The sequence below is a fragment of the Streptomyces sp. NPDC002773 genome, from assembly GCF_040295605.1.
Lineage (GTDB): Bacteria > Actinomycetota > Actinomycetes > Streptomycetales > Streptomycetaceae > Streptomyces.
In genome coordinates, this window is sequence record NZ_JBEOVO010000016.1 from 75,416 (window position 1) to 96,718 (window position 21,303).

Annotated in this window: 16 protein-coding genes; 6 read left to right on the plus strand and 10 right to left on the minus strand. The window is 70.6% G+C overall.

The window, feature by feature from the left end; translation table 11 throughout:
* Position 1: 1 nt before the first annotated feature.
* The 5 genes from ABT034_RS20555 to ABT034_RS20575 form a co-directional block, all read right to left on the minus strand.
* The gene (locus ABT034_RS20555; RefSeq protein WP_351217130.1) at positions 2–955 is read right to left on the minus strand and encodes an ABC transporter permease; all 954 of its coding nucleotides are present in this window, start codon (positions 953–955) and stop codon (positions 2–4) included.
* Positions 948–1,880 (minus strand): ABC transporter permease, encoded by a 933-nt coding sequence (locus ABT034_RS20560; protein ID WP_351217278.1) that lies wholly within the window; start codon positions 1,878–1,880, stop codon positions 948–950. The genes ABT034_RS20555 and ABT034_RS20560 overlap by 8 nt, the downstream gene beginning before the upstream one ends.
* Positions 1,881–2,049: 169 nt before the next feature.
* A complete protein-coding gene (locus ABT034_RS20565) occupies positions 2,050–3,687 on the minus strand; it encodes a peptide ABC transporter substrate-binding protein (protein WP_351217132.1) in 1,638 nt (545 codons plus the stop codon).
* Between the two features lie 490 nt (positions 3,688–4,177).
* Positions 4,178–6,079, minus strand: a complete 1,902-nt coding sequence (typA, locus tag ABT034_RS20570) for a translational GTPase TypA (RefSeq protein ID WP_351217134.1) — start codon at positions 6,077–6,079, stop codon at positions 4,178–4,180.
* Positions 6,080–6,463: 384 nt separating this feature from the next.
* A complete protein-coding gene (locus ABT034_RS20575; RefSeq protein ID WP_351217136.1) occupies positions 6,464–8,944 on the minus strand; it encodes an ABC transporter family substrate-binding protein in 2,481 nt (826 codons plus the stop codon).
* Between the two features lie 248 nt (positions 8,945–9,192).
* Here ABT034_RS20575 and ABT034_RS20580 point away from each other — a divergent pair, with 248 nt between their 5' ends.
* The 4 genes from ABT034_RS20580 to ABT034_RS20595 all read left to right on the plus strand — a co-directional run bounded on the left by ABT034_RS20580 (position 9,193) and on the right by ABT034_RS20595 (position 12,999).
* Entirely contained in the window at positions 9,193–9,414 is a 222-nt protein-coding gene (locus ABT034_RS20580; RefSeq protein ID WP_351217138.1) for an Rv0250c family protein, read from the plus strand.
* Between the two features lie 69 nt (positions 9,415–9,483).
* Positions 9,484–10,305: a succinate dehydrogenase subunit SdhC gene (gene sdhC / locus ABT034_RS20585; RefSeq protein ID WP_351217140.1), complete on the plus strand. Its 822-nt coding sequence runs from the start codon at positions 9,484–9,486 to the stop codon at positions 10,303–10,305.
* Between the two features lies 1 nt (position 10,306).
* Positions 10,307–12,229 carry a fumarate reductase/succinate dehydrogenase flavoprotein subunit gene (locus ABT034_RS20590; protein WP_351217142.1) on the plus strand — a complete coding sequence of 641 codons (1,923 nt, stop codon included), beginning with the start codon at positions 10,307–10,309 and terminating at the stop codon, positions 12,227–12,229.
* A complete protein-coding gene (locus ABT034_RS20595; protein ID WP_351217144.1) occupies positions 12,226–12,999 on the plus strand; it encodes a succinate dehydrogenase/fumarate reductase iron-sulfur subunit in 774 nt (257 codons plus the stop codon). The genes ABT034_RS20590 and ABT034_RS20595 overlap by 4 nt, the downstream gene beginning before the upstream one ends.
* Positions 13,000–13,030: 31 nt before the next feature.
* Here ABT034_RS20595 and ABT034_RS20600 read toward each other — a convergent pair whose 3' ends face one another.
* Entirely contained in the window at positions 13,031–14,029 is a 999-nt protein-coding gene (locus tag ABT034_RS20600) for a glycoside hydrolase family 18 protein (RefSeq protein ID WP_351217146.1), read from the minus strand.
* Between the two features lie 211 nt (positions 14,030–14,240).
* On the opposite strand from ABT034_RS20600, the gene ABT034_RS20605 reads away from it, so the two are divergent.
* Positions 14,241–16,349: a TPM domain-containing protein gene (locus tag ABT034_RS20605; RefSeq protein WP_351217148.1), complete on the plus strand. Its 2,109-nt coding sequence runs from the start codon at positions 14,241–14,243 to the stop codon at positions 16,347–16,349.
* Positions 16,350–16,402: 53 nt separating this feature from the next.
* Complete coding sequence (locus tag ABT034_RS20610; protein ID WP_351217150.1) at positions 16,403–17,110, plus strand: PspA/IM30 family protein; 708 nt, start codon at positions 16,403–16,405, stop codon at positions 17,108–17,110.
* An 11-nt stretch (positions 17,111–17,121) separates the two neighbouring features.
* Here the strand turns inward: ABT034_RS20610 and ABT034_RS20615 are convergent, their stop codons facing one another.
* The 4 genes from ABT034_RS20615 to ABT034_RS20630 form a co-directional block, all read right to left on the minus strand.
* Positions 17,122–19,692, minus strand: a complete 2,571-nt coding sequence (locus ABT034_RS20615; RefSeq protein ID WP_351217152.1) for a SpoIIE family protein phosphatase — start codon at positions 19,690–19,692, stop codon at positions 17,122–17,124.
* 144 nt (positions 19,693–19,836) lie between these two features.
* A complete protein-coding gene (locus tag ABT034_RS20620) occupies positions 19,837–20,259 on the minus strand; it encodes an ATP-binding protein (RefSeq protein WP_351217154.1) in 423 nt (140 codons plus the stop codon).
* Positions 20,260–20,402: 143 nt separating this feature from the next.
* Entirely contained in the window at positions 20,403–20,864 is a 462-nt protein-coding gene (locus ABT034_RS20625; protein WP_351217156.1) for a (deoxy)nucleoside triphosphate pyrophosphohydrolase, read from the minus strand.
* 40 nt (positions 20,865–20,904) lie between these two features.
* Positions 20,905–21,084 carry an SPOR domain-containing protein gene (locus tag ABT034_RS20630; protein WP_351217158.1) on the minus strand — a complete coding sequence of 60 codons (180 nt, stop codon included), beginning with the start codon at positions 21,082–21,084 and terminating at the stop codon, positions 20,905–20,907.
* Between the last annotated feature and the right edge of the window lie 219 nt (positions 21,085–21,303).

The window sequence follows — 21,303 nt, forward strand, 5'->3', positions numbered from 1 at the left end:
CTCAGCGCAGCTTGGGGTCGAGGGCGTTGCGGACGGCTTCGCCGAGCATGATGAACGCCAGAACGGTGAGGCTCAGCATGATCGACGGGTACAGCAGGATGTGCTGCGACGTACGGATCGCCTGAACACCCGCGGAGATGTCGACACCCCACGAGACGGTCGGGGAGGCGAGGCCGAGTCCCAGGTAGGACAGGGTCGCCTCGGCCGAGATGTAGCCGCCGAGCGCGATGGTCGCGACGACGATCACGGGGGCCATGGCGTTCGGCAGGATGTGCCGGAACAGGATCCGGCTGGTGCCGGCGCCGAGCGCCTTCGCCGCGTGGACGTAGTCGGCGTGCTTGACCGTGATCACGGCACCGCGCATGACGCGGGCCATCTGCGTCCAGCCGAGGAAGGCGAGGGCGAAGACGACGACCCAGACGGTCCGCTCGACGAAGGCCTGGAGGACGACCATGGCGCCGAGGAGGAACGGGATGCCGAAGAAGATGTCGGTGACCCGGGACATGAGGGCGTCGATCCAGCCGCCGAAGTAACCGGCGATCATGCCCGTGATGCCGCCGACGACGGTGACGATCAGGGTGACGCAGATGCCGACGATGATCGAGGCGCGCGTGCCGTAGATCACTCGGGCGTAGACCGACCGGCCCTGGATGTCGTAGCCGAACCACCCGGGGGAGCCGATGTTGCCGAGCTCGGGCTTGCCCACGTAGTGCTTGACGAGGTCACCGGTCGTGGGCGAGGCACTGGTGAACAGCCCCGGGAAGGCGGCGATCAGCAGCAGGAAGAAGATGAGCACCGACGACACGATGAAGTACGGGTTGCGGCGCAGGTCGCTCCAGGCGTCGCCCCAGAGGCTGCGCGCCTTCTCGCCCTTGATGTCGGCCACGTCCACCGAGGGGGTGGCGACGGCGTCATCGGTCGCTGCCGCGGTCGCGGTCTTGGTCACGTCAGGCATACCGGATCCTCGGGTCCAGGACCGCGTACAGCAGGTCGATGAGCAGGCTGGTGATGAGGTAGACGACCACCAGGATCGTGACGAGACCGACGAGGGTGGTCCCCTCGCGCCGGGTGATCGACTCGTAGATCAGGCCACCGACACCCTTGACGTTGAAGATGCCTTCGGTGACGACCGCGCCGCCCATGAGGGCGCCGATGTCGGTGCCGAGGAAGGTGACGACCGGAATCATGGAGTTACGCATGAGGTGGACGCCGATGACGCGGCGCCTCGGCAGACCCTTGGCGACGGCCGTGCGCATGTAGTCGGCGCGGAGGTTCTCCGCCATCGAGGTGCGGGTGAGCCGCGCCACGTAGGCGAGGGAGAGACCACCGAGGACGATGGCCGGAGCGATCATCTCGGACAGCAGCTGGTCGTTGCTGACGAGCGGTTCGATCCAGCCGAGCTGGAAGGCGAACACCATCTTGATGATGAAGCCGAGCACGAAGACCGGGATCGAGATGATCAGCAGCGTGAAGATCAGGACCGCGTTGTCGGCCAGTCGGCCGGCCCGGAGACCGGCGATGACGCCGAGGCCGATGCCGAAGATCAGCTCGACGGCGAAGGCGAGCGCTGCGAGTTGCAGCGTGACGGGGAACGCGTCCCCCAGCACTTCGGTGACGGGGCGGTCGTTGCGGAGCTGCGTCCCGAAGTCGAAGTGGAAGAGGATCCCGGTGATGTAGTCCCAGTACTGCTTCAGGATGTGCTGATCGAGACCGAGCTTGTGTCTGATCTCCGCGATGGTGGCGGGCGAAGCGCCCTTGTCGCCGAACAGTCCGGCCACGGGGTCACCGGGCAGGCTGTAGACCATGAGGAAGATCAGCAGGGTTGTCCCGAAAAAGACCGGGATCATCTGGAGCAGTCGTCGTGCGACATAGCGCCCCATCATGCCTCCGTTGAGATGTGACGGCCGCAGCCGAGGGCCCTCCCGCGACGGGCCGGCCCGTTTCCGGGCACGGCGAGGTCGTGGAAGGGCCCCCCAGCCACTGCGTAAGGCACCGAGACGGGACTGACGATCCGTCAGTCCCGTGACGGCGTGCGGACTACGTTCGGGTTTACTTGTGGACCTCGACGCCGGTCAGGATCGGGTCGCCGTCCTGACCGTAAGCCACGCCCGAAACCTTCTCGGAGTAGCCCGCGTTGACCTTGTAGTACCAGAGCGGGATGGACGGCATGTAGTTGACCAGGTCCTTCTCGATGGCCTGGAACTGCTTCACCGAGTCGTCCAGCGTCGCCGCGGAGTCCGCCTTGGCGATCTTGGCGTCCAGCTCCTTGTTGGAGAAGTCACCCTGGTTGCCCGCCGCACCCGTGCGGAACAGGTCCGAGATGAAGTTGGCGTTCACCGGGTAGTCCAGCACCCAGCCGGAGCGGTAGATCGACTTGACCTGCTTGGTCTTACGAGCGGTCAGGTCGGCCTGGAAGTCCGGCTTGCCGTCGCCGACGCACTGGACGGACGTGGCCTGGGTGATGGAGTTGCAGACAGCGTCCACCCACTCCTTGTGGCCACCGTCGGCGTTGAACTGGATGGAGATCTTGTTGCCGGGGACGCCGCCGCCGGCCTTGATGAGCTCCTTGGCCTTCGCCGGGTCGAACTTGGTGACGCCGGCGCCACCGTCCTCCTGGAAGCCCAGGACGCCCTTGGCGACCCAGCCGGTCGCGGGCTCACGCGTACCCTGCAGCACCGTCTTGGTGATGGTGGCGCGGTCGATGCCCATCGACAGACCCTGGATGACGCGCGGGTCGATCTGCTTCGGCTTCTTCCACTGGTCGGCGTAGAAGGCGATGGCCATCGTCTGGATCGCGGAGTACGCCTGGTCCACGGCGCGGTCGCCGAGGTCCTGGCGGTAGACCGGGAGGTCCTTCGGCGCGATCTGACGCAGGACGTCGACGTTGCCGGACTTCAGGTCCTCGTACGCGGCTTCGAGGGTGGTGTAGTTCTTGAAGACCACACCGCCGTTCTTCGCCTTGTTCGGGCCCTTGTAGGCGTCGTATCGAGTGATCTCGATCTTCTTCTTGTGGTCCCAGCTCTTGAACTTGTAGGGACCGTTGCCGACCGGCTTCTTGCCGCCCGCGACCGGGTCCTTGTAGAAGGACTCCGCCAGCGGCGCGAAGACGATGTAGGCGAGCTTGTGACCGAAGTACGGAACGGCCTTCGTGAGCTCGATCTTGAAGGTGTTCTCGTCGACGACGGTCAGACCGTCCAGCTTGTCGGCGGTGGGCTTGGCGCCCTCGGCCTCGGGGTGGACCTTGTCGAAGCCCTTGATGTCCGCGAACCAGGACGAGAGGCCCTGGGCGTTCTTGACGTTGGCGTTCCAGTTCCACGCGTCCACGTAGGACTTCGAGGTCACCGGGGTGCCGTCGTGGAAGGTCCAGCCCGGCTTGAGCTTGACGGTCCAGGTCTTCGAGTCCGTCGTGGTGACCGACTCGGCGTTGATCATCTCCAGCGAGCCGTCAGCCTTGTAGTCGACCAGGGTCGAGAACAGGCCGGCCATCACGGCGGAGCCGTTGGACTCCATCGTGTCACCGGTGAGCAGGGGCTTCTCAGGCTCGCCCAGCTCAACGGAGAAGATTCCGTTCGGGTCAACAGCGCCCTTGGCGTCGCCGCCGTCGCTCTTACCCCCGCCACAGGCGGTCGCAGCAAGGGCAACGATGATCGCGCCCGTTACCCACTTGGCGCTCTTGGCACCGCGCATGGGTTCCTCCTCATGAGTCCACTTTTGTCACTACAAGAGGGGCACTCCGAGTTCTGCCGACACCCCTGACGGCTTTGGACTCAAGTGCCCCGAGTGTGCTCGTGAGTCGGCACTCCCCACAGTGCGTGACCCATTGACCCGAGCTCAATGGAGCCAACTATTAAGTACGTCCGGGCCGTAAACCACACTTAAGTGGTCTCGTTTTGACAACATCACCATGGCCTCAGATACCGAAATCCGGACAAACTGAGCACAGACAGACACCCCCGAAACGGACCGTTAACACACGTACCGGAGAGCGATGGCCGATATGCGGACACCCGGCCTCCGAAATCGAGTTGACGGAACTTGACGCAACTTGACGAAAAGCCCGGACCCCCACAGGTGTCTGTGGGGGTCCGGGCTCTGGTGCTGACGTCACGTCAGTCGAGAGCGGCGAAGATCACAGGCCCGTGACCTACCCCGCCGCCCTCGGCCGTATGCGCCCGACTCAGCCGTTCTTGGCGCGGGAGGAGGCACGGCCGCGCGCGTTCTGGTCCAGGATCACCTTGCGGATGCGCACGGCCTCCGGGGTGACCTCGACGCACTCGTCGTCGCGGCAGAACTCCAGGGACTGCTCGAGGGAGAGCTTCCGCGGCGGGACGATCGCCTCGAAGGAGTCGGCCGAGGAGGAGCGCATGTTGGTGAGCTTCTTCTCCTTGGTGATGTTCACGTCCATGTCGTCGGAGCGCGAGTTCTCGCCGACGATCATGCCCTCGTACACCTCGGTGCCGGGGTCGGTGAACAGGACGCCGCGCTCCTGGAGGTTCGTCATCGCGAAGGCGGTGACGGCGCCGGCGCGGTCGGCGACCAGCGAACCGTTGTTACGGGTCGTCAGCGTGCCGAACCACGGCTCGTGGCCCTCGTGGATCGAGTGGGCGATGCCCGTACCGCGGGTGTTGGTGAGGAACTCCGTGCGGAAGCCGATGAGGCCACGGGACGGAACGACGAACTCCATGCGGACCCAGCCGGAGCCGTGGTTCGACATGTTGTCCATGCGGCCCTTGCGGACACCCATGAGCTGCGTGACGGCGCCCATGTGCTCCTCGGGGACGTCGACCGTGAGGCGCTCGACCGGCTCGTGGACCTTGCCGTCGACCAGCTTCGTGACGACCTGCGGCTTGCCGATGGTCAGCTCGAAGCCCTCGCGGCGCATCTGCTCGACCAGGATGGCGAGCGCGAGCTCACCACGGCCCTGGACCTCCCAGGCGTCCGGGCGCTCGGTGTCGAGGACGCGGAGCGAGACGTTACCGATGAGCTCGCGGTCCAGCCGGTCCTTGACCTGGCGGGCGGTGACCTTGCGCTGCTTGACCGCGGCCTTGGCGTCCGCGCCCTTGCCGGTGCCACCGCGGCCGACGAGCGGCGAGGTGTTCGTACCGATGGTCATGGAGATCGCCGGCTGGTCGACCGTGATCAGCGGCAGCGCGATCGGGTTCTCCGGGTCGGCCAGCGTCTCGCCGATCATGATGTCGGGGATACCGGCGACGGCGCAGATGTCACCGGGGCCCGCGACCTCGGCGGGCTTGCGGGTGAGCGCCTCGGTCATCATCAGCTCGGTGATGCGGACGTTGGAGATCGTGCCGTCCCGCTTGATCCACGCGACCGTCTGGCCCTTGCGCAGCTCGCCCTGCTCGACGCGGAGCAGCGCGATGCGGCCGAGGAAGTTGTCGGCGTCCAGGTTGGTGACGTGGGCCTGGAGCGGGGCCTCCTCGTCGTACACCGGGGCCGGGACGTGCTCCAGGATGGCGGAGAAGAACGGCTCCAGGCTGTCGCTGTCCGCGGGGACCGTGCCGTTCTCCGGCTTGGTCAGCGAGGCGACGCCGTCACGGCCGCAGGCGTAGACGATCGGGAACTCGATCTGGTCCTCGTCGGCGTCCAGGTCGAGGAAGAGGTCGTAGGTCTCGTTGACGACCTCGTCGATCCGGGAGTCCGGGCGGTCCGTCTTGTTGATGCAGAGGATGACGGGCTTGCGCTGCTGGAGGGCCTTGCGCAGCACGAAGCGGGTCTGCGGGAGCGGACCCTCGGAGGCGTCCACGAGGAGGACGACCGCGTCCACCATCGACAGACCGCGCTCGACCTCGCCACCGAAGTCGGCGTGGCCGGGGGTGTCGATGATGTTGATCGTGATCGGGGCCCCGCCGTCCTTGGGGTGATACTTCACCGCCGTGTTCTTGGCGAGGATCGTGATGCCCTTCTCACGCTCCAGGTCGTTCGAGTCCATCATGCGGTCGTCGAGCTGCTGGTGGGCGGCGAAGGCACCGGCCTGCTTGAGCATGGCGTCGACGATGGTCGTCTTGCCGTGGTCGACGTGGGCGACGATGGCGACGTTACGGATGTCGTGGCGCGTGGGCATGGGTGCTTGCGCTTCTCTCGGATCGTGGGATGCGGCGTCAGTTCCTCGTACGCCCGCCGGGCGGACGCGCCACGGCTATGTCCTATGGTACGGGGCTGCCACGCAACGGGCTTCCCCGGCCGGTTCCGAGAGGGTCTACTGGGGGGTTTCACGGCGGTTCCGCGTCGGGCCCCCGCGTCGCGCCCGGGGTGCGGCGCGACGGAGGTACGACATCGGTACGACGGCGGTGCACGTGCGGGGGAGAGACTGCGGAGAGCTGCGAGCGACTGCGGAGTGACAGTGGACGGCCGGGTCAAGGGGCCGTCGCGATCCTGCCCGCCGGGATCACCGGCGGGCAAGGAAATTGAGCTGCTTCTGAGGTTGTGACCTGCGCTTTCAGAGCTTTCAGCGGTTTCGTTCCGTGCCGTTGGCGCTTTCGGGCTTCTTATAGCCGATGTCCTGGTAGCGAGGACCGGCCAGACCCCAGGCTCCGGCGTTCACCAGATCGGCCTTGGCGGCGACGAGCTGCGGCCGCTGGTAGAGGGGGATGGAGCCGGCGGCGGCCCAGATCCGGGCGTCGGCCTGGCGGACGAGCTCGCGGGCCTCCTCCTCGTCGAGCGTCCCCGCCGCCTGATCGAACAACTGGTCGATACGGTCGGTGCCGACCCGCGAGTAGTTCTGCTCGACCAGGAGGGAGCCGTCCGAGGCCGGCTCCGGCTTGGCGAAGATCGGCCGGGCGTCGGTCGCCGGGAAGGCGGAGGCGGGCCAGGAGTACAGCGCCAGGTCGTAGTCGCCCGAGGCCACGTGGTCCTTGAAGAAGCTGTCGTCGGACACCTTGGTGACCTCGGTACGGATCCCCACCGCGTCGAGCATCCGGACGATCCGGTCACCGACCGCGCGCAGCGACTCGGAGCCGGGGCCGGACGGCAGGACGAAGCGGAGGCTGAGCGCCTTGCCGTCCTTGCCGAGGGCCCGGTTCGCCTCGGGCACGGCGGCGGGGGCGGCGGTGCCGCGCGGGGCGTAGGCCCCCGCGACGCCCTTGTCGGCCGGGTGGGCGGCGCGGGGCTTGTCGGCCGGGTGCGCGGCGCGGGCGGCGGAGCCCGTACCGGTGTCGAGGGCCTCGGCCCGCGCGAGGATCGCGGCGCTCTGGCGGGCGGCGGCGGGGGCCGGGGCAAGGACGTTGGTGCCGTTCTCGGGACCGTTCGCGCGGATGACGGGGGCGGGGGCGACCGGTGCGGGGGCGGCGGGAGCGGGGGCGACCGGCGCGGGGGCGGCGGGGGCGGCGGGAGCGGCGAGGGCGGGGGCGGCGAGGGCGGGAGCCGCCGGGCGGGCGCCCGGTTTGTCGTCGCCGACGATGTAGAGGCCGTCGTCGGAGGCGGCGTCGCTCCCCTTCTTCTTGGCGTCGGCGGAGCCCTCGGCCTTCTCCCCGGCCTTCTTCTCCGCCTCGCTGCCCGCCTTGGTGCCCGCGCCCGCCGGCTTCTTCGCCGCCCCGCCCGGCACCCAGCCCGCGTCGGCGAGGAGCGCCCGCGCCTCCTCGGTGTCCTGGTCGCCGAGCGCGTCGCTGCTGTCCGCGTAGGCCGCCTGCCCGGCGAGGGCGAGGTGGCTGCCGGGAGGGTGCGCGGGGAGGCCGAGGGGCTTGAGTACGGAGTCGGCGAGTTCCTGGCGGTTGATGGCACGGGCCACCGCTCGCCGTACCCGCTCGTCGGCGAGCGGCCCGGACTCGCCGTTCAGGGAGAGCTGGGTGTAGGCGGGCTCAAGGGACTTGCGGACCACGTACCGCGCGAGGGTGTCCTGCGCGCTCGCGTACTGGGCGATCGCCTGCTGGTTCTCCTCGCGGGCGGCCTGGACCTCCGCTGCCTTCTCCTCGTCGGATCCATGGGCGAGTGCCCAGGACTTCAGGGCCTTGGAGGGGGTGATCGAGGAGCCGGGGCCGTGGGCGAGGGCCGCCTGGGCGCCGCTCCGTCCCGCGGCGGCGTCCCGGAGCGCGAGGGCGATCCGCTCGGCGGTGGACCGGTCGATCTCGGCCAGGTCGAGGGTGCCGGCGGCGAGGGCGTCCGCCCGGTCGGCGCGGGGGACGGCCTTGAGGACGAGGGAGTCGAGCTTGGCGGGCTGGCCCCACCAGCGGGGGTTGCGGGTGAGGGTGACGTCGCCGTTCTTGCGGTCGATCGTCTTCAGCAGGAACGGTCCTGCGGTGGCCTTGAGGGTGGTGCGGGCCCCGTCGTTGAAGGAGTTCGGGGAGCCCATCACCTGCTTCGGGTAGAGAGGGGTGAAGAGGGACTGCCAGTCGGCGTAGGGCTTGGAGAAGGTGACCCGTACCTCCAGGTCGTTCTTGCCCCGCTCGATCTTCTCGATCCGCTCGTAGCCGGAGTTGCGGGCGGTCCAGTACGCGGTGTCGCGGCCGCTCAGCGCCCGCCACTGGGCGACGAAGTCGGGCGCCCCGATCTCGCGTCCGTCGCTCCACACCGCCTGCTGGTTGAGCTTGTAGAGGACGACCTGCTTGGGCTCCGTCTCGACGACCTGCGCGGACTCCAGGTAGTCGGCGTTCCGCTGCGGCCTGCCCCGCTCGTCGAGCGTGTAGAGGGAGGGGAGCACGGCCCCGGCGATGCGGGAGGTGGTGCCGTCGGCGTCGGCCTGGAAGGTGTTGAAGGTGGTGGGCAGCGCGTCGACGGCCCAGCGCACGGTGCCTCCGTCGGCGACCTTGTCGCGCGCCGCGGGCGCGTTGTCCTGGGCCGCGGCCGGGACCCCGTCGCTCTCGTCGCCGGAGCTGCACCCGGCGAGGACGGTGACGGCGAGGACGGCGCTGGTCAGGGTGGCGACGGAGCGGAGCGTGCGGGAGCGGGGGCTCCTGGAGCATGTCCTCCCGCGAGGGGCGCCGATCTGGGACATGACTTGTACCCCTTCGTCCAGATTCATTCCATTTGGAGATGATCACACCTATTGCTCATACACTGAAAAGGACGGAGCGGATCCGGCCACGGCGACACGGCGGCACGTCCGGAAAACGCCACTCGTGCGGCCCAACCCGCCGGGGCAGGAGCGCTCCGGACGAGTGGAATCCCGTGCACATGGCTTCCCATGCGGGATGTGACGCGCGACACTCCTGCCGAAGCCGCTCGCGGAAGTGAGGGCAACCCATGTCCGTTCAGGACGATCTGGCGGCCGTCTGGCGCTGCCTCGAAGACCTGGTCCGCACGGTCGGACAGCTGGAGCGGTCCGTCACGGCGGAGTACGGCGTACCCCCGGCCTCCGGGCGCGCCGAGAACGTGGTGACCATCCCCGACGCCCCGTACGACAGCGGGCTGTGGACGGACACGGACGACGAGGGGCTCGGAGCACGCGACCGCCACGCGCCGTAGGACGTACCGGCCGCCCCCGGACGCGGCGGCGCCTCAGGACGTACCGGCAACCGACCGTAGGAGGGCCTGTTGGCCACAGGTACGGAACCCCCGGGCGCCGTGACGGGGGTCCACTCCCCCGGCCGCGCCGCCATCGCCGCCCGCCATCTGCGCACCGACCGGTGGTGGCTCTCCCCCGCGGCCACCGCCGCCGGACTGCTCGCCTTCGTGGCGTACTCCACCTGGCGGGCGTTCGCCAACGCCGACTACTACGCCGCCCCCTACGTCTCGCCGTTCTACTCGCCCTGCCTGGCGGAGAACTGCGTCCCCATGAGGGGCGGCCCGAACTGGGAGATCTTCGGCAGTTGGTGGGGGCTCTCGCCCGCCCTGCTGATCCTGGTCTTCCCGCTGGGCTTCCGGCTCACCTGCTACTACTACCGGAAGGCCTACTACCGAGGGTTCTGGGCCGCTCCCCCGGCCTGCGCGGTCGCCGAGCCGCACCGGACGTACACCGGCGAGACCCGTTTCCCGCTGCTCCTGCAGAACCTCCACCGGTACTTCTTCTACGCGGCGCTGCCGGTGGCCGGAATCCTCACGTACGACACCGCCCTCACCTTCCGGAACGCCGACTACGCCTGGGGCCACGCGGGGCTCGGGACGGCTCTCTTCCTCGTCAACATCGCCCTCATCTGGGCGTACACCCTGTCCTGCCACTCCTGCCGGCACATCGTCGGCGGCCGGCTCAAGCACTTCTCGAAGCATCCGGTCCGCTACCGGCTGTGGACCTGGGCGGGCCGGCTGAACGCCCGGCACATGCTCCTCGCCTGGGCGTCGCTGGTCAGCGTCGCCCTCTGCGACCTGTACGTGTACCTGCTCGCCACCGGCACCTTCGACGACCCGAGGTTCTTCTGAGATGACGCACGTCGAGCGAGAGCAGTGGGACGTGGTCGTGGTCGGCGCGGGCGGCGCCGGGCTGCGGGCCGCGATCGAGGCGCGCCGCGCGGGCGCCCGTACGGCGGTGATCTGCAAGTCCCTCTTCGGCAAGGCGCACACCGTGATGGCCGAGGGCGGCATCGCCGCGTCCATGGCCAACGTCCATCCGCAGGACGACTGGAAGACGCACTTCCGCGACACCATGCGCGGCGGGAAGTTCCTCAACCAGTGGCGGATGGCCGAGCTGCACGCCCAGGAGGCCCCCGAGCGGGTCTGGGAGCTGGAGGCCTGGGGCGCGCTCTTCGACCGCACGCCGGACGGCCGGATCTCCCAGCGGAACTTCGGCGGCCACGAGTACCCGAGGCTCGCGCACGTCGGCGACCGGACCGGCCTCGAACTGCTCCGCACCCTCCAGCAGAAGACCGTGGGCCTCCAGCAGGAGGACCACCGCGAGAGCGGGGACCACGAGGCACGCCTGAAGGTCTTCCAGGAGTTCACCGTCACGCGTGTCCTGAAGGACGCGGACGGCAAGGTCGCCGGGGTGTTCTGCTACGAGCGGGAGAGCGGGCGCTTCCTCGTCCTGGAGGCGCCCTCGGTCGTCCTCGCGACCGGCGGCATCGGCAAGTCCTTCAAGGTGACGTCGAACTCGTGGGAGTACACGGGCGACGGCCACGCGCTCGCCCTGCTCGCGGGGGCGCCCCTGACGAACATGGAGTTCGTGCAGTTCCATCCGACCGGCATGGTCTGGCCGCCGTCCGTGAAGGGCATCCTCGTCACCGAGTCCGTACGGGGCGACGGCGGGGTGCTGCGCAACTCCGACGGCCGGCGCTTCATGTTCGACTACGTCCCGGACGTCTTCAAGGACAAGTACGCGGAGACGGAGGAGGAGGGCGACCGCTGGTACGAGGACCCCGACCACAACCGCCGCCCGCCCGAGCTGCTGCCGCGCGACGAGGTGGCCCGTGCGATCAACGCCGAGGTGAAGGCCGGGCGCGGGTCCCCGCACGGCGGGGTGTTCCTCGACGTGTCGACCCGGATGCCGGCCGAGGTGATCAAGCGGCGGCTGCCCTCGATGTACCACCAGTTCAAGGAGCTTGCCGATGTCGACATCACGGCGGAGGCCATGGAGGTGGGGCCGACCTGCCACTACGTGATGGGCGGGGTCGCCGTCGAGTCGGAGACGGCGGCGACGGTGGGTGTGCCGGGTCTCTTCGCCGCCGGTGAGGTCGCGGGCGGCATGCACGGCTCCAACCGGCTCGGCGGGAACTCCCTCTCCGACCTGCTGGTCTTCGGACGGCGGGCCGGTCTGTACGCGGCGCAGTACGCGCTGTCGGGGGCCGGCAGTGCGGCCGGCGCGGTCGCGACGGTGGACGTCGAGGCCGCGGCGGCGGAGGCGCTGGCTCCGTTCGGCGGGTCCGGCGGTGCGGGCGACGGCGGGGGCGGGCCCGACGGACACGCTCCCGAGAACCCGTACACGCTCCACCAGGAGCTCCAGCAGACGATGAACGACCTCGTCGGGATCATCCGGCGGGAGGGCGAGATGGCCGAGGCCCTGGAGCGGATCGCCGCCCTGCGGGAACGGGCCCGGCGGATCGTGGTCGAGGGCCACCGGCAGTTCAACCCCGGCTGGCACCTCGCCCTCGACCTGCGCAACATGCTGCTCGTCGGTGAGTGCGTGGCCCGCGCCGCGCTGGAACGCACCGAGTCCCGGGGTGGGCACACCCGGGAGGACTGTCCGGGGATGGACCGCGCCTGGCGCCCGGTGAACCTGCTGTGCCGCATCGAGGGCGACGGCATCGGGCTCGAACGGGTCCGCACCGAGCCCGTCCGCCCCGACCTGCTCGCCCTGTTCGAGCCGGCGGAGCTGGCCAAGTACCTCGCCGAGGAGGAGCTGGGGTCATGACGACGTACGACGCGAGGTTCCGGATCTGGCGGGGCGACGCCGACGGCGGGGAACTGACCGACTACACGGTGGAGGTGCACGACGGCGAGGTCGTCCTCGACATCGTCCACCGGCTCCAGGCCACCCAGACGCCCGATCTCGCGGTGCGCTGGAACTGCAAGGCGGGCAAATGCGGTTCGTGCTCGGCCGAGATCAACGGCAGGCCGCGGCTGCTCTGCATGACCCGGATGTCGGTCTTCGGGCGGGACGAGGTGGTCACGGTGACCCCGATGCGCGCCTTCCCCGTCATCCGCGACCTGGTCACTGACGTGTCCTTCAACTACGCGAAGGCCCGGGAGATCCCGGCCTTCGTCCCACCGCCCGGGGTCGAGCCCGGCGCGTACCGGATGCGGCAGGAGGACGTGGAACGCTCGCAGGAGTTCCGGAAGTGCATCGAGTGCTTCCTGTGCCAGGACACCTGTCATGTGGTGCGCGACCACGAGGAGAACAAGGAGGCCTTCGCCGGGCCCCGCTTCCTCATGCGGATCGCGGAGCTCGACATGCACCCGCTGGACGCGGCGGAGGAGGCCGGGGTCGACCGGCGGCGGACGGCGCAGGAGGAGCACGGGCTCGGCTACTGCAACATCACCAAGTGCTGTACGGAGGTGTGCCCCGAGTCCATCCGCATCACCGACAACGCCCTGATCCCGCTGAAGGAGCGGGTCGTGGACCGGAAGTTCGACCCGCTCGTGTGGCTGGGCGCCACGATCAGACGGCGGTCCTCCTCCTGACCGGTGCCGCGCCCGTGCCCGGCGGCCGGCCTCAGTGCCAGCCGGCGCGGTAGGCGGCCCAGTCGCCCTCCTCGGCGGCGAAGTCGACGTACAGCGCGACGCCGAACCGTTCGCGGCCGGGGTCGGTGCGGCCGAGGCCGAGTCTGGTGCCCCGGACGGCCGCCTCGACGGTCTCCGCGTTCTCGTGGTGGCCGAGGTCGTTCTCGTGGAAGAAGGGGAGCCCCATCAGGAGGTCGGTCGACTCCGGGGTCACTTCGAGGGCGAGGCTGGTCTGCTGGGCGACGTACCCGCCGTAGAGGCTCTCCATCGGCATCCACGTGTCGTACGACATGACGGCTATCTGGTCGACGCGCCTGGCGACCTCTCCGAAGAACTCCTGCGACCACCACTTCTCGCTGCCGCTCAGCGCGCCGTTCACCGAGTGCAGGCCGGGCAGCGGGTCGATCTGGTGGGCGGCGACCGAGAGCGGTGCCTTCCGCGCCCGGGTCAGCTTCCCGAGGTCGTCGAGGAGGGAGAGGTAATGGGCGTCGTCGGACAGCAGCGGCTCCAGGTCGAAGTGGACGCCGTCGAAGCCGGTGTCCAGGATCTGCCGGGCCGAGGTGACCACGGCCGCCCGGGACTCGGCCTTCTCCAGGTGCAGTCCGTCCGGCCCCTCGGTGGCCAGGACGTCGCCGAGCCAGGCCTGCACCCGTATCCCGGGCATCGTGCGGTGCACGGCTTCGACCAGCCACTTCGCCCGGGGGTACCGGGCGGCGGGCAGGGTCCCGTCGTGCTCCAGGGGTCCCGCGTGGACGTACAGGTCGCGTATGCCCGTGCCCTTGATCCGCTCGGCGAACGCGGCGAGGTCGGCGTCCTTCTTCCGCCCGTCGACCCAGGCGTGGCCCAGCCAGATGGCGTCCTTGCCCCGGGTCCGCGCGTCCTCCCTGAGGTCCCCCGCGTAGTTGACGCGCAGGGCGAGCGCGCTGAACAGCGGGGGCACCACGAGGACGAGGACGAGACCGAACACGAACCAGCGCCCCCGCCGCCACATACTCCTCAGCCGTCCACTCACCCGAGCCCCCCAAGAGCCGTCGTGTCACTGGTACCACCGCCTCACACCGTAACGGTGGCTACTGACAGTGACGCCGAACGGGCTCGAACGGTTTCGTACGGGCGGCTTCGGTACGGGCTTGGGTACAGGCTTCCGTACGGCACCGGCCGCCCGGTCGCGAAGCGTCATACGCGGACATAGCCTCCCTTTTGTGACGCGAAAAGCCACCCGAGCCCTTCTCGCGGTACTGGTGGCGGCGTGGTGGCTCCTCGTGCCCGCCGTTCACGGTGCCCACGCCGACGACCCCGTCGTCCTGTCCCGGGACGGGCTGATCACCGACCGGGTGGACGCCCTCGGCGACCGCCGCACCGCCGTGCACCAGGCCCTCGACCGGCTCTACGACGCCCGGCGGGTCCAGCTCTTCGTCGTCTACGTACGGGACTTCTCCGGCCGTTCGGGCCAGACCTGGGCCGACGCCACGGCGGAACGCAACGGTCTCGGGCTCGACGACGTCCTGCTCGCCGTCGCCACCCACGACCGCCAGTACGGCTACTCGACCGATCCGGGGTCCCGTTTCACCCAGGCCCAGCTCGACGAGGTGGCCCGGACGGCGATCGAACCGGCGCTCCGGCAGAACGACTGGGCGGGCGCTGCCATCGGCGCCGCCGACGGATACACCGCCGTCCTCGCCGGACAGCCCATCCCGGTCCCGGCACTCACCCCAGGGCCCGCCGACCCGGGCGGCGCCGCCGACGGCGGCACCTCGGGGAGCGATCTGATCCTGCCGCTGGTCCTCGTCGGCGGCGCCGGGGCCGTGGGGGCGTACGCGTACCTCAAACGGCGCCGCCGGACCGAGACCCGCACCACACCGCAGGGCGGCCAGGGCTGGGGCGCGCCGAAGGAGCCCGCGCCGCCTTCCCTCGACGAGATCGACGGGCAGGCCCGGCGGACGCTGGTCGACACGGACGACGCCGTACGCACCAGCCAGGAGGAACTCGGATTCGCCTCCGCCCAGTTCGGTGAGGAGGCCGTACGGCCCTTCACCGAGGCGGTCGCCTTCGCCGAGGAGCAGCTGACGGCGTCGTTCCGGCTGCGGCAGAAGCTCGACGACGCCTTCCCCGAGGACGACTCGACCCGCCGGACCATGCTGGACGAGATCCTGCGCCGCTGCGCGGAGGCGAACGCGCGCCTCGACGCCGAGAGCGAGGACTTCGACCGGCTCCGGGCCCTGGAGCGGACCGCGCCCCAGGCGCTGGACTCGGTCGAGGCCGCCTTCCGGGAGCAGACCGGACGGATGGGCATGGCCGAGGCCGCCCTGACGGCGATGCGCGAGCGGTACGCGGAGACGGCCGCCGCGCCCGTCGTGGGCGACGTCGAACAGGCCGCGGACCGGCTCGTCTTCGCGACGACCCATGTCGACCTGGCCCGCCGGCAGATCGACGCCGGGGACAACGGCGGGGCCGCCGTGCACATCCGGGCCGCCGAGGGCGCGGTGGGCCAGGCGGCCCGGCTGATCGAGGCCGTGGACCGGCGGGCGCAGGAGCTGGCCGAGGCGGTCGGCAGGCTGCCGGGCGCGCTGTCGGAGACGGACGCGGACCTGGCGGACGCCCGGGGCCTGTTGAAGGGGACCGCCGAAGGGGTGCCCACGGCGGATCTCCAGGGCCGGATCGCCCGTGCCGAGTCGGTGGTCGCGGAGGTGCGGCGCGTGATGGAGGTCGGGCGGTACGACCCGATCGGCGCCCTGCGCCGGGTCGAGGAGGCCGACACGGCGCTCGACGAGGCACTGGAGGGCGCACGGGAGCGCGAATCCGGCAGTCGGCGCGCCCGTGCGCTCCTCGATCAGGCGATGTTGACGGCCCGTTCGGCGATCGGGGCGGCCGCGGACTACATCGCCACCCATCGGGGCGCGGTGGGCAGCGAGGCCCGTACGCGGCTTGCCGAGGCCCGGCGCCGCTGGGAGAAAGCGCATGCGCTCGCCGAGGCCGACGACCCGCAGTCGGCCCTCGCGGAGGCGCAGCAGGCGGACGCCCTGGCCCAGCGGGCCCAGGACATCGCCGAGCAGGACGTGCGGACCTATGGGAACCCGAACGGCCTGGGCGGTGTACCAGGAGTAGGAGGAAGCGGTGGCGGCGGGCTCGGCGGTGCGGTGCTCGGCGGCATCATCCTCGGCGGACTGTTCGGCGGGGGAAGGGGAGGCGGACATGGGGGGTTCGGTGGAGGTTCGGGCGGGGGTTTCGGGGGCGGAGGCTTCGGCGGCGGGCCCGGCAGCTTCGGTGGCAGCGGCACACGCGGCCGGCTGGGGGGCGGCGGCCGGTTCTGAGGGCGGCGCGAGCCGTGTCCTCTCCTTTTCTGTCCCTCTCAAGGAGAAGTGCGATGACCAAGCAGACCATTCTCGGCCGGGTCACCCAGCTGGCGAAGGCCAACATCAACGCCCTGCTGGACCAGGCGGAGGATCCGCAGAAGATGCTGGACCAGCTGATCCGCGACTACTCGAACAACATCGCGGAGGCGGAGGAGGCGGTGGCCTCGACCATCGGCAACCTCCGGCTGATGGAGCAGGACCATCAGGAGGACGTGGCGGCGGCGAAGGAGTGGGGCGGGAAGGCGCTGGCCGCCAGCCGGAAGGCCGACGAGCTGCGGGGCGGCGGGCAGACGGCGGAGGCGGACCGCTTCGACAACCTGGCGAAGGTGGCGCTCGGCCGCCAGCTCCAGTCGGAGAAGGAGGCGACGACGGCGGAGCCGACGATCGCCGCGCAGACCGAGGTCGTGTCCAAGCTCAGGACGGGCCTGGACCAGATGAGGGCCAAGCTCGGCGAGTTGCAGGCGAAGCGGGACGAGCTGGTGGCCCGCGCCAAGTCGGCGCAGGCGCAGAACACGATGTTGGACGCCGTGAAGAACATCGACGTGCTCGACCCGACCAGCGAGCTGAGCCGGTTCGAGGACAAGGTGCGCCGGGAGGAAGCGCGGGCGATGGGCAAGCAGGAGCTCGCCGCCTCCTCCCTGGACGCGCAGTTCGAGCAGCTGGACGCGCTGGGCGACAGCGCCGAGATCGAGGCCCGGCTGGCCGCGCTCAAAGGCTGATCGACAGGGTTCTAGAACATGCTGAGAAGCTGTTCTACCGTGGGTTCCGCCGCCCCCTCGCCGTCCGGGAGGGCCAGTTCGAACCAGACGGTCTTGCCGCGCGGGGTGCGCCGCGAGCCCCAGGAGGAGCTGAGCAGCCCGACGAGCTGGAGGCCGCGGCCGCCTTCGTCGGTGTCCTTGGCCCGGCGGCGCCGGGGCTGCACCAGACCGGCGTCCCAGACCTCGCAGACGAGGGTGCGGTCGCGGAGCAGCCGCAGCCGGATCTCTCCCTCGCCGTAGCGCAGCGCGTTGGTGACGAGTTCGCTGACGAGGAGTTCGACGGTGTCGACGAGCGGTTCGAGGCCCCAGGCCGCCAGCTGGGTGCGGGCGAGCTCCCGGGCCCGGCCGACCGAGCGGGGTTCCCTGGGCAGCCGCCAGTCGCCGACCGCCTCGGCGGGCAGTCCCTGGATCCTGGCCATGAGGAGGGCGATGTCGTCCTCGCCGTGCCCGGTCTCCAGGGTGGTCAGGACCCGGTCGCAGACGTCCTCCAGGGGACGGGTCTGGTCGGTGAGGGCGCGCTGGAAGGCGCTCAGGCCCTCGTCGAGGGGGTGGTCGCGGGACTCGACGAGCCCGTCGGTGTAGAGGGCGAGGAGGGCGCCTTCCGGCAGTTCGACCTCGACCTCCTCGAAGGGTTCGCCGCCGACCCCGAGCGGCATTCCGGGGGGTACGTCGAGCAGCCGTGCTTCCTCGCCGGGTTCGACGAGGACCGGTGGGAGGTGCCCGGCGTTGGCGAAGGTGCAGCGGCGGGTGACCGGGTCGTAGACGGCGTAGACGCAGGTGGCGAGGTAGACCTCGGAGAGCTCGGGGCCGCGGGACTTGTGGCTCCTGGACTGCTGGGCGCCGATGGGGGCGCCGAGGCCGCGGGCGATCTCGTCGAGGTGGGAGAGGACCTCGGCCGGCTCCAGGTCGAGCTGGGCGAGGGTGCGGACGGCGGTGCGCAGTTCGCCCATGGCGACGGCGGCGCGCAGGCCCCGGCCCATGACGTCCCCGATGACGAGGGCGGTGCGGTGGCCGGGGAGTTCGATGACGTCGAACCAGTCGCCGCCGACCTCGGTGGCGGTGGTGCCGGGGAGGTAGCGGCAGGCGATGTCGAGTCCGGCGGCCTCGGGGTCGCCGGGCGGGAGCAGACTGCGCTGGAGGATCAGGGCCCGTTCGTGCTCGCGGCGGTAGAGGCGCGCGTTGTCGATGCAGACGGCGGCGCGGGCGGCGAGTTCGACGGCGAGGGCCCGGTCGCGTTCCCCGAAGTACTCGCTGCCCTTGGCGCGGGAGAACTGGACGAGGCCGACGACGGTGTCGTGGGCGACCATCGGGACGACCAGGGTGGACTGGACGAGGTCGCCGTCGGCGCCCGGCACGGTCCGGAGCCGGCCGGTGCGCAGGGCTCCCGCGCAGGGCGAGTTGAAGGGGTAGCGGTGGACGGCGCCGAGCTCGATCGGTTCGGGCCCGCAACAGCCGCTGCCGGGTCCGTGCCCCTCGGTGGTTCGGAGGGGGGTGTCGGATACGGCGCTGGCGACGGCGACCCTGCGGAGTTCGGCGCTTCCGGCGCCGTAGCCGACGTCGTGGGAGCTTCCCCAGCGGCCGGGCGGTGCCTCGTCGCCGGTGAGGAGGCCCTGGTAGAGGTCGACGGAGGCGAGGTCGCAGAAGCCGGGGACGGCGACGTCGAGCAGTTCGCGGGCGGTGGCCTCGAGGTCGAGGGAGTTGCCTATGCGGGCGCCCGCCTCGTTGAGGAGTGCCAGGTTGCGGCGGGCGCTGGCCGCTTCCCTGGCGGCGTTGTGGCGGCGGGTGACGTCGATGCCGAGGCCCGCGACGCCGATGGGGCGGCCGGAGCCGCTGTGCACCCGGTAGAGGTTGATGGACCAGTGGCGGCGGTCCCGCGCACCGGGGGCGGCGCCGACGATCTCGAAGTCGGTGACGGACTCGCCGGTCTCCAGGACGCTGCGGAGGGCGGCGGTCATCCGGTCGGCCTCGGGCCGGTTGAGGTAGTCGTGGACGGTCCGGCCGCGGTGGTCGTCGGCGGAGCCGCCGAAGACGGTGGCGAAGCGGCGGTTGGCCCGCTTCACGGTGAGGTCCGTGCCGAAGAGGAGAAACCCGAAGGGGGATTGGCCGAATATCGCCTGGGAGGCGGCGAGGTCGGTCTCGATGCGGCGCAGCGCGCGGACGTCGACGACGATGCAGAGCGCGGCCCGTTCCCCGGCCTGCGTCTCGCTCGGCATGACGTACATCTCGGCGATGCCGTGGGGCCGGTCCTCGCCCGGGATCCGGAAGGGGACGAGACCTGTCCACTCCTTGCCGTCGAGGATCTCCCTGACTCTCCGGTGGCCGCGCTCGCGCAGGTCGGCGGGCATGAAGGCCTCGACGGGGTCCTTGCCCCTGGCCTCCTCGGCGGTCACTCCGAAGAGGTCCACGGCCCGTCGGCTCCACTGCTCGACGAGGCCGTCGGGCCCTATCGAGAAGGAGGCCACCCGGATGTAGTCATAGATGGAGCCGGGCGGGCTGCTCTGCCACACGACGCCGCCGCTCGCCTGCTCAGGTATCTCGCTCACGCGACCGTCCCCTCCAGCTCACCGCACCGGACCGGCCATGCCCGCAGTATTCAATACGGCAGGCCCCGACGGCACGACGTTCACGATCACAGGGTGGTCTCGTTCGCCTCGCGCCGAGTACAGGTGATCGTTGTCCCACCCTGTTTACTCACCAGGGAGAGCCAGCTCGAACCATACGGTTTTGCCGGCCCTTCCCTTACGGGTGCCCCAGCGGCGGGCGGAGCAGGCCACCAGACCGAGGCCTCGGCCCCCTTCGTCCTCGGGTCCCGGGGCCCGTGCGGTCGGCGGATCCGGAAGCGGATCGGAAACCTCCACGAGCAGTGCGGGCGGGTGGGCCGGGTCGGCGCCCTCGGGACGGGGGCGGACCAGACGGACCCCGATCGGGCCGGAGGCGTACCGCAGGGAGTTGGTCACCAGCTCGCTGACCAGCAGGACGGTCACATCGCCGAGGGCCGTGTCGAGCTCCCACGCCCGCAGGGTCTCGCGCACGGCATGGCGGGCCGTGCGCACGGCGTTGGCCTCCGCCGGGAAGTTCCACTCGGCGCGGTCGCCGTCGGTGTCGATCACACCCGATCACTTCCCCAGCCGTGCGTCAGCAGGAAGGCCCACGTCCACTTCCAACGGGTCAATCTGGACATACCCGGAATATGGGGCGGGATATCGCGCTGGGCGCAGCAGCGGGCGCACGGTGGCACGAACGGCGTAGGGAGTCAGCCGCGCGCTCCCACTTCGGGTGCGTCCGGGAGGCCCGGAAGCCCCGGGAGCCGCCGTGCGGCCTCGGCGACGGCGGGGCGGTCCTCGTCGAGCCAGTCGACGGAGTCCAGCTCGGACCGGGAGAGCCAGCGGAGTGCGTCGTGGTCCTCCAGCGGGCGCGGTTCGCCGGAGAGCAGGCGGGCGGTCCACACCCGGAGGACGTATCCGGGCTTCAGGGGCCACTCGCCGGGGATGCGTTCGCCCGGCTCGACCTCGACGCCGAGCTCCTCGCGGAGCTCGCGGACCAGGGCCTCTTCGGGGCTCTCGCCCGGTTCGAGCTTGCCGCCCGGCAGCTCCCAGCGGCCGGCCAGCTCGGCGGGGGCGCTGCGGCGCGCCGCGAGCAGCCGCCCCTGGTCGTACAGGGCGCCGGCGACGACGACCACGGGGGGCACGGCGGGGTCGGTGGTGCGTTCCGTCATGGGCGTGAGCGTAGCCCGGTGCGGTCGGCGGCCGCCGGGGTCAGAGGGCGGGGCTGCCGATGCGCTCGATCCAGTAGAGCTGCTTGTGGCCGCGGTCGTCGAGGCTGTCCGCGACCTTCTGTGCTTCGCCCTCGGTCGCGTACCGCCCCACGCGGTAGCGGTTGCCGTTGTCGTCCTGCCGAATGACGAGCCAGGCGAGGTCGGGGCCGCTGTCGGTCATCAGGCTTCTCCCTCCGCCGGTCCGGGCGCCGCGATGGATCTCCGGGAAACCGCAATGCGCATATGCCGGAGCTTACGCCTGACCTTCACACAGCGGATACGGAATTGCACAAAGAGATACGGATCGGCCGGGAAGCGACGGAGGGCGGCCGAAGCTCGCGCCCTGGACCGGTCGATGGCATGCCGACGGGCGGCGCCACCGGGCCGCGAGGCGCTGGCG

Excerpts from the sequence above, each read along its gene's own strand:
- ABT034_RS20565 (WP_351217132.1), bottom strand. The coding sequence starts at position 3,687 with ATGCGCGGTGCCAAGAGCGCCAAGTGGGTAACGGGCGCGATCATCGTT.
- typA (WP_351217134.1), bottom strand. The coding sequence starts at position 6,079 with ATGCCCACGCGCCACGACATCCGTAACGTCGCCATCGTCGCCCACGTC.
- ABT034_RS20600 (WP_351217146.1), bottom strand. The coding sequence starts at position 14,029 with ATGTGGCGGCGGGGGCGCTGGTTCGTGTTCGGTCTCGTCCTCGTCCTC.
- ABT034_RS20590 (WP_351217142.1), top strand. The coding sequence starts at position 10,307 with ATGACGCACGTCGAGCGAGAGCAGTGGGACGTGGTCGTGGTCGGCGCG.
- ABT034_RS20625 (WP_351217156.1), bottom strand. The coding sequence starts at position 20,864 with ATGACGGAACGCACCACCGACCCCGCCGTGCCCCCCGTGGTCGTCGTC.
- ABT034_RS20610 (WP_351217150.1), top strand. The coding sequence starts at position 16,403 with ATGACCAAGCAGACCATTCTCGGCCGGGTCACCCAGCTGGCGAAGGCC.
- ABT034_RS20595 (WP_351217144.1), top strand. The coding sequence starts at position 12,226 with ATGACGACGTACGACGCGAGGTTCCGGATCTGGCGGGGCGACGCCGAC.
- ABT034_RS20555 (WP_351217130.1), bottom strand. The coding sequence starts at position 955 with ATGCCTGACGTGACCAAGACCGCGACCGCGGCAGCGACCGATGACGCC.
- ABT034_RS20630 (WP_351217158.1), bottom strand. The coding sequence starts at position 21,084 with ATGACCGACAGCGGCCCCGACCTCGCCTGGCTCGTCATTCGGCAGGAC.
- ABT034_RS20575 (WP_351217136.1), bottom strand. The coding sequence starts at position 8,944 with ATGTCCCAGATCGGCGCCCCTCGCGGGAGGACATGCTCCAGGAGCCCC.
- ABT034_RS20580 (WP_351217138.1), top strand. The coding sequence starts at position 9,193 with ATGTCCGTTCAGGACGATCTGGCGGCCGTCTGGCGCTGCCTCGAAGAC.
- ABT034_RS20560 (WP_351217278.1), bottom strand. The coding sequence starts at position 1,880 with ATGGGGCGCTATGTCGCACGACGACTGCTCCAGATGATCCCGGTCTTT.